The sequence below is a fragment of the Bradyrhizobium sp. 142 genome (assembly GCF_023074015.1).
Lineage (GTDB): Bacteria > Pseudomonadota > Alphaproteobacteria > Rhizobiales > Xanthobacteraceae > Bradyrhizobium.
In genome coordinates this window covers 21,363-34,301 of sequence record NZ_JADPKQ010000206.1, presented here as the reverse complement: position 1 = coordinate 34,301, position 12,939 = coordinate 21,363, and the positions used below count along the sequence as shown (strand labels likewise).

At 64.2% G+C, this 12,939-nt stretch carries 10 protein-coding genes and 1 pseudogene; 5 read left to right on the top strand and 6 right to left on the bottom strand.

Annotated elements, in window-relative coordinates:
* The first annotated feature begins 307 nt into the window (after window positions 1-307).
* Together IVA82_RS18985 and IVA82_RS18980 are read left to right on the top strand one after the other, a co-directional pair.
* A pseudogene (locus tag IVA82_RS18985) lies at window positions 308-1,147 on the top strand (nuclease).
* 131 nt (window positions 1,148-1,278) lie between these two features.
* The gene (locus IVA82_RS18980; RefSeq protein ID WP_235940133.1) at window positions 1,279-2,670 is read left to right on the top strand and encodes a M48 family metalloprotease; all 1,392 of its coding nucleotides are present in this window, start codon (window positions 1,279-1,281) and stop codon (window positions 2,668-2,670) included.
* Between the two features lie 168 nt (window positions 2,671-2,838).
* Here IVA82_RS18980 and boxB read toward each other — a convergent pair whose 3' ends face one another.
* The 4 genes from boxB to IVA82_RS18960 form a co-directional block, all read right to left on the bottom strand.
* Complete coding sequence (boxB, locus tag IVA82_RS18975) at window positions 2,839-4,290, bottom strand: benzoyl-CoA 2,3-epoxidase subunit BoxB (protein WP_247390174.1); 1,452 nt, start codon at window positions 4,288-4,290, stop codon at window positions 2,839-2,841.
* A gap of 120 nt (window positions 4,291-4,410) precedes the next feature.
* A complete protein-coding gene (boxC, locus tag IVA82_RS18970; RefSeq protein ID WP_247390172.1) occupies window positions 4,411-6,099 on the bottom strand; it encodes a 2,3-epoxybenzoyl-CoA dihydrolase in 1,689 nt (562 codons plus the stop codon).
* Between the two features lie 115 nt (window positions 6,100-6,214).
* Window positions 6,215-7,033 (bottom strand): alpha/beta hydrolase, encoded by an 819-nt coding sequence (locus IVA82_RS18965; protein WP_247390170.1) that lies wholly within the window; start codon window positions 7,031-7,033, stop codon window positions 6,215-6,217.
* A 114-nt stretch (window positions 7,034-7,147) separates the two neighbouring features.
* Window positions 7,148-8,689, bottom strand: coding sequence for a benzoate-CoA ligase family protein (locus tag IVA82_RS18960; RefSeq protein ID WP_247390169.1), 1,542 nt, complete (start codon window positions 8,687-8,689; stop codon window positions 7,148-7,150).
* Between the two features lie 122 nt (window positions 8,690-8,811).
* On the opposite strand from IVA82_RS18960, the gene IVA82_RS18955 reads away from it, so the two are divergent.
* Window positions 8,812-9,720 carry a helix-turn-helix transcriptional regulator gene (locus IVA82_RS18955; RefSeq protein ID WP_247390167.1) on the top strand — a complete coding sequence of 303 codons (909 nt, stop codon included), beginning with the start codon at window positions 8,812-8,814 and terminating at the stop codon, window positions 9,718-9,720.
* A 12-nt stretch (window positions 9,721-9,732) separates the two neighbouring features.
* Window positions 9,733-10,128, top strand: coding sequence for a group II truncated hemoglobin (locus IVA82_RS18950; protein ID WP_247390165.1), 396 nt, complete (start codon window positions 9,733-9,735; stop codon window positions 10,126-10,128).
* A gap of 76 nt (window positions 10,129-10,204) precedes the next feature.
* Here the strand turns inward: IVA82_RS18950 and IVA82_RS18945 are convergent, their stop codons facing one another.
* Both IVA82_RS18945 and IVA82_RS18940 read right to left on the bottom strand, forming a co-directional pair.
* The gene (locus tag IVA82_RS18945) at window positions 10,205-10,537 is read right to left on the bottom strand and encodes a PRC-barrel domain-containing protein (RefSeq protein WP_187436110.1); all 333 of its coding nucleotides are present in this window, start codon (window positions 10,535-10,537) and stop codon (window positions 10,205-10,207) included.
* Window positions 10,538-10,610: 73 nt separating this feature from the next.
* Window positions 10,611-11,396 (bottom strand): IclR family transcriptional regulator C-terminal domain-containing protein, encoded by a 786-nt coding sequence (locus IVA82_RS18940; protein ID WP_247390163.1) that lies wholly within the window; start codon window positions 11,394-11,396, stop codon window positions 10,611-10,613.
* A 115-nt stretch (window positions 11,397-11,511) separates the two neighbouring features.
* Between IVA82_RS18940 and IVA82_RS18935 the strand changes: the two genes are divergently transcribed.
* Window positions 11,512-12,870, top strand: coding sequence for an aromatic ring-hydroxylating dioxygenase subunit alpha (locus IVA82_RS18935; RefSeq protein ID WP_247390161.1), 1,359 nt, complete (start codon window positions 11,512-11,514; stop codon window positions 12,868-12,870).
* Window positions 12,871-12,939 lie beyond the last annotated feature (69 nt).

Sequence of the window (12,939 nt, the reverse complement as noted above, 5' to 3'; positions counted from 1 at the left end):
GAGCGTCAGCCCCTCGCATAACGGGACCGCACATGTTGCCTTCGACGTTGCTTACCGCCTCGGCCTCTGCGAGTTTCTGTCTTTCGCGGCTCAATAGCCCACCCCACAGCATCGTTGTGTACGCTTCGCTGCCGCCGTCGCCGACGACACCGCAACACTCACTACCGGGCGCCCGCTACGGCTTACCCGGACCGGACTTCCACCGGTTGGACCGCGCCAGCTTGCCTGGCGCACAAGCAATCCAGAATCTGTCCGCCGAGGGATCCTGGGTTGCTTCGCGGTGCTCGCAATGACGGCATGTGAGGCAATGACGGAGCGGGACGAAGCCTCTTCGCGATCCGCCGCGCTTGAGTTAAAATCGACGCACAACGCAACCTCTCCGGGTACCGTGACACGGCTGTTTCACCTCATCGCCGCATTCCTTCTCGCCGCGAGTCACACCGCGCGCGCGACACCGTGCCAGTTCGAGTCCCAGGGCCCAGGGCGACGGCCGCGTCGCCGCCATCGTCGATGCACGTAGTGTGCGGCTCGACGACGGCCGTGAAATTCGTCTGACCGGGATCGAGCCGACCGCGACGACGAAGCAGGCGCTGACGTCACTTCTGGTCGGCCACGACGTGACCCTGCGCGGCACTGACGAGGCGCCTGATCGTTACGGCCGCCAAGCTGCGGTCATGTTCACCGGCGAAACCGATATCTCCGTGCAGGCCATCCTGCTCGCCCAGGGCGAGGCGATCGTCTCCGCCGAGATTGCGGACAAGGACTGCGCTGCCGCCCTGGGCGCGGCGCCAAAAAAAGGGCAGCTGGGCTGACCCGTCGGCCATAAAAAACGCGGAAAGTTCGGACGATATTTTGGCCGGGATCGGGCGCTTTATGGTGGTCGAGGGCAAAGCTGTCGGTCCGGCACGCTGGGGCAACGACTTACCTCAACTTCGGATGGAACTGGACACGCGGCTTTGCCGTGACTATTTCAAGGCGCATGTTACCGGTGTTCGAGAGCGCCGGGGTTGCCCTTAAGTCCTTGGAAAATCGACGCGTTCGAGTCCGGGGCTGGGTCGAGGGCACGACGGGGCCGCGTATCGATGTGCGCTTCGTGGGACAGGTCGAGCTGCTGGGCGCAAGCGAGCCGACAGGGGTAAGGCCATAAAGGCCAGGCACGGGTTAAGCGACGTGGATGGGGTGCTAGAACGGCACGGACGAGGTGATGGCCGCCGCCTGCGGGCTGCGCGGGCCGCGCTATGCCTTGTGCTGGGCACAGCCCTCGCCGGCTGCGGCGATATGGGCCGGTTCCAGACCGCTGCGACGACACCGACGATCGCGATGCCGAAGCCGAAGCCGGCGGTCGCCCAGACCCCAGCCACCGAAAAGGAGCACGAGCGCATCCTGGCGAGCTACGGCGGCACCTATGACGATCCCCGGCTCGAATCGCTGGTCACCAAGACCGTCGAGCGGCTGGTCGCGGCGTCCGACCGTCCCGACCAGGGCTACAGGGTCACCATCCTCAATTCCGGCGCGGTCAACGCCTTCGCGCTGCCGAACGGGCAGCTCTATGTCACGCGCGGCCTGCTTGCGCTCGCGAGTGACACCTCAGAATTGTCCTCCGTGCTCAGCCACGAGATGGCGCATGTTCTGTCCAAGCACGCCGCGATACGCGAGGATCAGGCGCGCCAGGCTGCGATAGTCACCCGTGTCGTTACCGACATGAGCAGCGATCCCGATCTCACCGCGCTCGCGCTCGCAAAGACCAAGCTGACCATGGCAAGCTTTTCGCGCAACCAGGAGTTCGAGGCCGACGGCATCGGCGTCGGCATTTCCGCCCGCGCGCATTTTGATCCCTATGGTGCGGCGCGCTTCCTCTCGGCGATGGAGCGCAATGCCGAGCTGAAGGCCGGCAAGAGCTCGCTCGATCCGCGCGCGCAGGATTTCACCTCGTCGCATCCGGCAACTCCGGAGCGCGTGCAGAATGCGCAGACGATCGCGCGGCAATACGGTGCGCCGGAAGGCGGCGAGCGCGACCGCGAAAGCTATCTCGCCGCGATCGACAATCTCGTCTACGGCGAAGACCCGAGCGAAGGCTTCGTCCGCGGCCGGCGCTTTCTGCACCCAAAGCTCGGCTTCACCTTCCAGGCGCCGGACAATTTTACGCTCGACAACACTGCGCAGGCCGTGATCGGCGTGCGCGACGGCGGCTCGCAGGCGATGCGCTTCGACGTCGTGCGGGTGCCGGCCGAGCAATCGCTCGGCGACTACCTCAATTCGGGCTGGATGGAAGGCGTCGACAAGACCTCCACCGAGGACATCACCATCAACGGCTTTCCGGCTGCCTCCGCCACCGCCAAGGGCGACCAGTGGCAGTTCAAGGTCTACGCGCTGCGTTTCGGCAGCGACGTCTACCGCTTCATCTTCGCGACGAGGCAGAAGTCGACCGAGAGCGAGCGCAATGCGCGCGAGACCGTTAATTCATTCCGCCGCCTGACGCTCGAAGAGATCCAGGCCGCCCGCCCGCTGCGCATCAAGGTCATCACGGTTCAGCCCGGCGACACCGTGGAATCACTCTCTCACCGCATGGCCGGCGTCGATCACCCGGCCGAACGTTTTCGCGTGCTCAACGGCCTCGATCGCAACGCGCAGGTGAAGGTGCGGGACCGCGTCAAGGTCGTGGCGGATTGACGCGCGCCAAGCGTCCGTCATCCCGGGACGCGCTGAGCGCGAACCGGGCATCTCACTCCACAAATTCCGCCGTCGTCCCGCAAACGCCTGGCAACTGCGTTGCCAGGCGTTTGCTTGTCCGAGACGACGGCGGAGTTGTGGCGCGTGATCGCGTCTCGCGAACAGCCCTTACGACTCGATCTTCACGTACTCGAAATCGCCGGGCTTGTTGTCGATGCCGACTTTCGGCGGCGAGATCCAGGAGGCGAACTGGCCGGTCTCGGTGACGGGCTGCATCAGCGAGGTGATGAAGTCGCCGTCGGCCGCCGAGGGCAGCCAATCGTCCTTGCGCCTCGCCCAGGTGGCGTCGTCGATCAAAAGACCATCCGGCGTCGCATGGATGCCCTTGAACTCGCCTATATGGCGATGGAAGGCGACATTGGGCAGCTTGAGCTGGAAGTCGTAGCCCGTGGTCGAGATCACCTTGTTCCAGCGCAGCATGCCCTTGACGCAATCCTGGCTGTAGTCGTCGCGCAGGCGCATGTTGAGTGCGGTCAGCGCCGGCTCGTCGACCAGCTTGATCTCGCCGTCGATGAACTTGAGCACCGGATAGGTGGCGTTCTTGAGCTGGTGATCGTCCTCGATCTGGGTCTCGTGATAGCGGCCCTTGATGCCGGCGTTGAAGGCGTTGGCCGCGTTGGTCGAGACTTCCGAGCCGAACAGATCGAGCGACAGGGTGTAGTGCAGGTTCAGCTTCTTCTGGATGGTCGGCAGGTCGATCACACCGAGCGCGCGGACTTTTGCGATGTCGGTCGGATCGGTGATGCCGGCTTGCTTCATCGCATCGCAGGTGCGCTGCACGACGCGGGTGATGCCGGTCTCGCCGACGAACATGTGGTGCGCTTCCTCCGTCAGCATGAAGCGGCAGGTGCGCGACAAGGGATCGAAGCCCGACTGCGCCAGCGAGTGCAGCTGCATCTTGCCGTCGCGATCGGTGAAATAGGTGAACATGAAGAACGACAACCAGTCCGGCGTCGCCTCATTGAAGGCGCCGAGCATGCGCGGCGCATCGGCATCGCCGGAGCGGCGGCGGAGCAAATCGTCGGCTTCCTCGCGGCCGTCGCGGCCGAAATACTTTTGCAGCAGGTACACCATCGCCCAGAGGTGACGACCCTCTTCGACATTGACCTGGAATAGATTGCGCATGTCGTAGAGCGAAGGCGCTGTCTTGCCGAGGTGGCGCTGCTGCTCGACGGAGGCCGGCTCGGTGTCGCCCTGGATCACGATCAGGCGGCGCAGCATGGCGCGATGCTCGCCCGGGACTTCCTGCCAGGCAGGCTCGCCGTAGTGCTCACCGAACGGAACTACGCGGTTCTCTTCCTGGGGTGCAAGCAGAATGCCCCAGCGATAATCGGGCATGCGCACGTAATCGAACTTGGCCCAGCCGCGCGGATCGACCGAATAGGCGGTGCGCAGGTACACCAGCGACTCCTGGAAGCCTTCCGGCCCCATGTCGCTCCACCAGTCCATGTAACCGGGATGCCAGCCTTCCAGGGCTTTGAGCACCTGGCGGTCTTCGGCAAGGTTCACGTTGTTGGGAATCTTGGTCGAGTAGTCGACGTTCATGATATTCATGTTCATGGCCGTGCTCCTTGGATTGTTTCCGTCATGCCCGGCCTTGTGCCGGGCATCCACGTTCTTGCTTTCTGATCCAAGGACGTGGATGGCCGGGACAAGCCCGGCCATGACGCAGCAAATTCTCTACACCCGCGTCATATCGAATTTCGGTTTCTGGCCGGTGCCGTAGCGGCGCAGCGCACCTTCTTCGCCGACGGCGTTGGGACGCTGGAAAATCCAGTTCTGCCACGCGGTCAAGCGCGAGAAGATTTTCGATTCCATCGTCTCGGGGCCGACGAAGCGCAGGCTGGCTTCCATGCCGGTGAGGCTGTCCGGCGAGAAGCTGGCGCGCTCCTCGAGGAAGACGCGGACCTCGTCGTCCCAATCGATATCGTCGAGCGCGAAGGTGACGAGGCCGAGTTCCTCGGCCTCCTCGGCGTCGAGGCTGGTGCCGACGGTGGCTTCCGCGCGCTCCAGATCGGACGGGTCGGCCTGGAAGCGCGACTGCAGCCGGGTCAAACCATGGCTCATCGGATAGGGGCCAAAGTTCATGGCCGAAAGCTCGATCGACGGCGGCGGCCGGTTGTCGCCCTGGCGCGTGCCGATCAGCATGTAAGAGCGGTCGGCGGCGAAGACGAGCTCGGCCAGTGTGCCGGCAAAGCAGGAGCCGGGCTCGACCAGCGTCACCAGCGTGCGCGAGGTGACGTCGATGCGCTTGAGCACGCGCTTCCAGTAATGGCGGATCTCGTTGACCAGCCAGTGCGCCTTGTTAGCTTCGAGGAAGGCGTCGGACGCCAGCACATGGGCGCGGTCGCCATGGCTCTTGAACACCAGCATGGCGATCTCGAGCTCGTTGATGCGCAGATGCAGGATCGCGTCGTCGAGCTCGCGTGCTACCTGCAGCGGCCAGAACGCGGCGCCCTGCGCCATCATGCCGTCGATGGCGGCGGGCAGCGCGGCCTCGGGCGCCTTGATCGAGATCGTGGCGATACGCGCGGCACGGTCGATATCGACGGTGACGAAGCCGTAGCGCAGGCTGGTCTCGTCGAAAATGCGCTTGAGCGGCGTCAGCGCAACGCCCTTGCCGCTGCCGTTGCGCTTCGAGGCCGCCGCAAACTCCCTGGCGCGCTCGGCGATCCTGGCTTCCAACTTCGAGTTCGGCGCGATCTCGTCGACGAGACGCCATTGCACGGCGCGCTTGCCTTTGACGCCTTCCTCGATGGTGCAGAAGTAGTCGGCATGATCGCGCCGCACCTTGCGCTTGTCGACGACGCGCGTCAGCCCGCCGGTGCCCGGCAGCACCGCGAGCAGCGGCACTTCAGGCAGCGCCACCGCAGACGCGCCGTCGTCCGCGAGGATGATGTGATCGGTGGCGAGCGCCAGCTCATAGCCGCCGCCGGCAGCCGAACCGTTCACCACGGTGATGAAGCGCTGGCCGGAATTCTCGGACGAATCTTCCATGCCGTTGCGGGTCTCGTTGGTGAACTTGCAGAAATTGACCTTGTGGGCATGAGTGGAGCCCGCGAGCATGCGGATATTGGCGCCGGCGCAGAACACGCGGTTCTTGGCCGAGCGCATCACCACCACCTTCACCTCGGGATGTTCGAAGCGCAGCCGCTGGACCACGTCCGCAAGCTCGATGTCGACGCCGAGATCGTAGGAATTGAGCTTGAGCAGATAGCCCTCGAACAGGCCGCCATTCTCGTCGACGTCCATGGTCAGGGTCGCGACGTCGCCGTCGACCGCGAGCTTCCAGTGCCGATAGCGCGACGGTTCGGTCTGGAAATCGATGAATGTCGCGCCGCCTGCGAGGCGCCGATCTTCCCCGGCCATGGGCCACCCTTGAGCTTGATTATGAGTTTTAGCGTTAGATGCACAATAATGCATCTTTATAGGCCAGTCCAGTGGGCAAATGCCTCAACATGCATTTTGTTTCATGTGGAGGACTTCAGGCGGCGCGTCCCTGAAGGCTCTGATCGTCGCGCAGGGCCGCCGCTGCAAATTGCACAATCGCGTCAAGCGTCGCCCCAGGTGCTTCACGATGGGGGGAATGCCCCGCGCCTGAAATGACTTTCAGATCTACCGGACAATAACATTCTTGCTGCACGATCTCGGCCTGGCGCAGCGTCCCATATTGATCGTCCACGCCTTGCAGGACCAGGACAGGGACACGGATGTAGTCGAGATACTCGGAAATATCCCAGTCGCGGAATTTCGGATCGAGCCAGGCGCCGTTCCAGCCGTAGAAGGCGTTGTCGACGTCCTTGTGCCAGCGCCCGAGCTTTGTCTTCAGCTCCGTGGTCTCATAGGCGGTCTTGATGTCCGCAATCGACTTCACCGAGATGTCCTCGACGATGAAATGCGGCGCCATCAGCACGACGCCCTGGAGCCGGTGATCCTGATGCGCGCCGGCATAGATCGTAGCGATCGAGGCGCCGTCGGAATGGCCGAGCAGCAGGCCGCGCTTGAAACCGATCGCGTCAAGGACCTTCGGCAGCACGTCCACCGCCTCGCGCTGCATGTAGTCGAGCGGCCGCGGCAGCGCGACCTTGCTCGACTGGCCATAGCCCGCGCGCGAATAGGCGAAGATGCCGGCGCCGGTCGCCTGCTGCAGCTTTTCGGGGAAGTCACCCCACATGCCCACGCAGCCAAGGCCTTCATGCAGCATGACAATGGTCGGTGCATCCACGGTTTGCGGCGCCAGCCATTTGTATTCGAGGCTAGCGTTGCCGATGGCGAGGAAGCCGGTGCGGGTGATATTGGTCATTTTTTCGCTCTTCTCTCTCCGTCGTCATGCCCGGGCTTGACCCGGACATCCACGGCTTTCCTCAATCGCGGATGCACGTGGATGGCCGGGACAAGCCCGGCCGACGGCTTGTCCCTAATTCGCCCCGTCCCGCAATTTGAACCGCTGGATCTTCCCGGTCGCGGTCTTCGGCAGCGAGTCCACCACGTCGATCCAGCGCGGATATTTCCAGGGGCCGATCTTCTGCTTGACGTGATCCTTCAGCCTCTCCTGCAGGTCGGTCGTCGTCGCGCCGGGGCGCAGCACGACGAAGGCCTTCGGCTTCAGCAGGCCTTCCGGATCCGCTTCGGGCACGACCGCCGCCTCCAGCACGGCCGGATGCGTGATCAGTGCGCTCTCGACCTCGAAGGGCGAGACCCAGATGCCGGAGACCTTGAACATGTCGTCGGCGCGGCCGCAGAAGGTGTAGCGGCCCTCGACGTCGCGAATATATTTGTCGCCGGTGCGGGTCCACGGGCCTTCAAACGTGCGGCGGCTCTTGTGGCGCTGGTTCCAGTAGCCTTCGCCCGCGGAGGGCGCATCGACCAGCAACTCCCCGACCTCGCCGTCGGCGACGTCCTGGCCGGCCTCGTTGACGAGCCGCACCGTATAACCCGGCACCGGCTTGCCGGACGAGCCGTATTTGATGTCGCCGGGAGCATTCGACAGGAAGATGTGCAACAGCTCGGTCGAGCCGACACCATCCAGAATGTCGACATTGAAGCGCGCCTTCCAGCTGTTGCCGACGGATTCCGGCAACGCCTCACCGGCCGAGGTGCAGATACGCAACGCGTTGCCGCCGCGCTCGGCCTTCATCGTCTCGTCGTTGAGCATCGCCGCGAACAGCGTCGGCACGCCGTAGAAGATCGAGGGATTGTAGCGGTTCATCAGCTCGAACATCCGCGCCGGTGTCGGCCGCTCGCTGTTCAGCACCACGCTGGCGCCGACCGACATCGGGAAAGTGAGGGCATTGCCGAGGCCGTAGGCGAAGAACAGCTTTGCCGCGGAAAGACAAACGTCGTTTTCGCGAATGCCGAGCACCTGTTTTGCGTAGGTGTCGGCGGTGGCTTGCAGGTTCGAATGCAGGTGACGCACGCCCTTGGGCATGCCGGTCGAGCCTGATGAGTACAGCCAGAACGCCGGCTCGTCGGCATGCGTCGCAGCGGTCGTGAATTGATCGTTCTCGCGTGCCAGCTCCTCTTTGAGCTGCTTGTGGCCGTTGACCTTGGCTCCGGATACCACGACATGCTCGAGATCCGGCATGCGGCCGACGACGTCCTTGATGACAGGATAGAGCGCCTCCGAGACGAACAGCACGCGCGCGCGGCAATCGGCGAGGATGTAGGCGTATTGATCGGCGGTCAGCAGCGTGTTGAGCGGCACCGGCACGATGCCGGCGCGGATCGCGCCCAGAAACACGATTGGGAAATCGACCGTATCGAGCATGATCATCGCCAGGCGCTCCTCGCGGCGGACGCCGAGACGGCCCAGCATGTTGGCAGCGCGGCGGGTCTGTTGCTGGAGCTCGCCATAGGTCAGGCGGGAGACGGTATCGTCGAAGGCCAGCTTGGTGCCGCGGCCCTCCTCGACGTTCCGGTCGAGCAGCCAGGTCACCGCATTATAGGATCCCTCGCTCACGGACTTCTCCCCCGGTTTTAGAATTATAATTCATAGAAAGACACCGCATTGGCTTGCTGTCAATGCTATCACGCATTATGTTTCATTAAAATGCGCCGCAGGACATCCGCTAAAGAAGGCCTATGACCGACAGTCCCGACGCCGAATCCCGCTTCCTCGAACAACTCGGCCAGCGCGTGCGCACCATGCGCGCACTGCGCGGCATGTCGCGAAAAGTGCTCGCCAAGGTTTCGGGAATTTCGGAGCGCTATATCGCGCAGCTCGAAAGCGGCAAGGGCAATGTCTCCATCGTGCTGCTGCGCCGCGTCTCGGACGCGATGGGCGCGCATCTGGAAGACCTGCTTCCAACGGCCGACCCGACGCCGGATTGGCAGATGTTTCGCGACCTGTTGCGCAAGGCGACGCCGACCCAGATCGCGCAGGCCAAGGACCTGCTCGCCGGCGGCAGCGCATCCGCGCCGCGGCGCGCGCCGTTCTGCGGCATCGCGCTGATCGGCCTGCGCGGCGCCGGCAAATCCACGCTGGGCAAGATTCTGGCGAAGAAGGTCGGCTGGAGCTTTGTCGAGCTCAACAAGGAGGTCGAGCAGCAGAACGGGCTCTCGGTCGCCGAGATCATCGCGCTGTACGGCCAGGAGGGCTTTCGCCGCATGGAGCAGGCGGCGCTGCAACAGCTGCTGGCGCGCAACGAGCTGATGGTGCTGGCCACCGGAGGCGGCATCGTCTCGGAGCCGCTGACATTCGATCAGATCCTGTCGTCGTTCTACACGATCTGGCTGAAAGCCGAGCCCGAGGAGCACATGGCCCGCGTGCGCCGCCAGGGCGACCTTCGCCCGATGGCGGACGATCGCTCCGCCATGACGGAGCTGCGCAACATTCTGCGCAGCCGCGAGCCACTCTATGCGCGCGCGACGGCTGTGGTGGATACCGCGGGGCTTTCCGTCGACGCCGCCGCCGCACGGTTGATCGACGCGGTGCGCCCCGTGCTGCAGAACGAAGCGCGCAGCTTCGGCCTGCGCAGCGTGGCGCTGTAGCCGGGACGCGGGATGACCGATAGCGACGTCGCAATCTCCATGTTCGAGCGGATCGGCGGCAGTGCCACGATCGACCGCCTGGTCGAGCGCTTTTATGATCGGATGGACACGCTTGCGGAGGCGCGGACCATTCGTGCCATGCACGCGGCCGATCTCGGAGCGATCAGGGACGTGCTGAAGCGCTATCTCATCGAATGGGCCGGCGGCCCAAAACTCTATTCGGTCGAGAAAGGCCATCCGCGACTTCGGCAGCGGCACATCGGCCTTGCCATCGGCGATGCCGAGCGCGATGCGTGGCTGCTCTGCATGCGCGGGGCGCTGGAGGAAACGGTGGCCGATGCGGCCGCGCGGCACGACCTCGATCGGGCGCTGTCGGGTCTCGCCGACTGGATGCGCAACCGGCCGTGAGAGCGTCGATCAAGGCCAACGCATGGCGTTCCCGGGAATTGCTTCGCTTACCCGGGCTACAAGACTCCCGACGCGGCTAGACCGACCAGTAATGCGGGTGCGGGTAGGGCCGCGAGCGATCGCCCCAGTCGAACGCGTCGCCATCGAACTCGCATGGGCCGTGGCTGAGTTCGTCCAGCGTCAGCTCAACCTGGAATGCCTGACGTGCTGGATCGTATTTCAGCGCGTTCCATTGCACCGGATAGTGGTGACGGGTGCCGAGCAGGCCGCCGGTCTTGATCACGGCATAGCCGACCATTCCGCTCACCTTGTCGAGCATCAGCCGCTCAATCGTGCCGAGCTTGGTACCGTCGCGCCCGTAGACGGCGACATGCTCCACACGATCACTGGGAACCATGGTGTGTTGCATGGCATACTCCCTGTTCTCTTTGTGACCCACACATCATAGCGCGAAATGCGGAAAGAGCGAAAGCGCGCTGTAGCTACAGCAGCTGCGAGCGCACCGATTCCGCGCCATCGCCCAGCAGGGGTAGGAACCGGTCGACCAGTTCCCGCGCCGGCACGCGGTCGATATGGGCGCCCATGTTGATGGCGGCGACGATGACATCATCGTAGCGGCGGACGGGAACGGAGATCGAGCGGAAATGCGGCTCGGCCTCGCGGTCGACCAGCGAATAGCCCTGGGCGCGGTCTGCTGCAATGCGCGCGAGCAAGACCTTGGGATCGGTCACCGTCTGCGGCGTCAACGCTTCGCGCTTCATCGTCTTCAGGCGCACGGCAAGTTCGGCATCACCGAGTTGTCCGAGCATGGCGCGGCCAACAGAGGTGCAGAAGGCCGGGAGCCGGTAGCCAATTTCGAGTCCGCTTGAAAAGACGCGCGCCGGACCGCCGCGGGCGATGAACACGACGTCGTCGCCATCGAGCACCGCGAGAGAAGAGATTTCCTGCGCCGCGGTCGCGACGCGATCGAGCACCGGCTGAAGCACGGCGACGAGCTGATTGGACCGCAGGTAGGAGGCCGCGAGCGTCAGCACATGCGGCGTCAGCGAGAACAGTTTGCCGTCGCTCGCAACGAAGCCACTGCGCGCAAGCGTGAACAGGATTCGCCGGGTCGTGGCGCGCGGCAGCTCAGCTGCGCGGGCGAGATCGCTCAGCGTCATTGGGCCCGGGGTCGCGCCAAAACATTGCAGCAGGCGCAGGCCGCGATCGAGGCTTTCGACGAAATCCGTCGCGCGCTCATCGCTCTCGCTCCGCTTCAGCTTGGGCATGTGTCGGGCCATTCCTGCAAAATAGTGCTTGCTGCCGCATCAAGGCATGTCATAATTCGCCCGTTCGTTCAATAGGCGAACAACAATCGCCCCTCCAGCAAAGGACGCGACCGCCATGATGAGCCAGGAGCAGAACGACCTGATCACCCGCACCGGGCCGAAGGACCCGTGCGGCAAGCTGATGCGGAGCTACTGGCAGCCGGCCGCTCTTGTCGACGAACTGGAGGGCGCACGCCCGATCCGCCCCGTCAAACTGCTCGGCGAAGACCTGGTGCTGTTCCGCGACGAGACGGGACGCTACGGCCTGATTGACCGGCACTGCGCGCATCGCGGCGCCGACCTTGCTTTCGGGAGGCTCGAACATGGCGGCCTGCGCTGCGCGTTCCACGGCTGGCTGTTCGACGCGACCGGGCAGTGCATCGAGACGCCGGCCGAACCGAAGGACTCAAAGCTCTGCCAGAACATCAAGCAGCGCTCCTATCCCGTGGTGGAGAAGAGCGGCATCCTCTGGGCCTGGCTCGGCGAGGGTGAGCCGCCGACATTCCCGGAGATCGACTGTTTCATCGCGCCCGGCACGCACACTTTCGCGTTCAAGGGCCACATGGCCTGCAACTGGCTCCAGGCGCTGGAGGTCGGCATCGATCCCGCGCACGCCTCCTATCTGCATCGTTTCTTCGAGGACGAGGACACATCCACCGCTTACGGCAAGCAGTTCCGCGGCGCCTCCGCCGGCAGCGACCTGCCGATGACGAAAATCCTGCGCGAGTACGACCGCCCGATCATCAATGTCGAGCACACCGAATACGGTCTGCGGCTGATCGCGCTACGCGAGATCGACGAGGAGCGTACCCATGTGCGGGTGACCAACCAGCTCTTCCCGCACGGTTTCGTCATCCCCATGAGCACGGAGATGACGATCACGCAGTGGCACGTGCCGGTCGATGACGAGAACTGCTACTGGTACGCGATCTTCACGAGCTACTGCGCACCGGTCGAGAAGCAGAAGATGCGTGACCAGCGGCTCGAGCTCTACGAGCTGCCCGACTACAAACCGCGCAAGAACCGCGGCAATGATTACGGCTTCGATCCGCATGAGCAGCAGACCGCGACCTACACCGGCATGGGCAGCGACATCAACGTCCACGACCAGTGGGCAGTGGAATCCATGGGCGCGATCCAGAATCGCACCAAGGAGCATCTCGGCCAGTCCGACAAGGCGATCGTGCTGTACCGCCGCCTGCTGCGGCAGGAGATCGACAAAGCGATGGGCGGCGAAAAGCCGATGCTGCATCTCGACGAGAGCACCGCGCGCGCAATCCAGGGACCGGCGACGATGGACGGCATCGGCCCGACGCGGGGCTGGGAGACCTACTGGATGGAAGTCGACGTCAAGCGCCGCCGCGGCGCGCCGTGGACGGCACCGGTGCCGAAGGAGATCGCGGACAACGTGCATCGGTTGACGGCGGCGGAGTGAGGCATAGTGCAGGCCTCTCCCCCGTCATTGCGAGCGAAGCGAAGCAATCCAGACTGTCTCCGCGGAGGG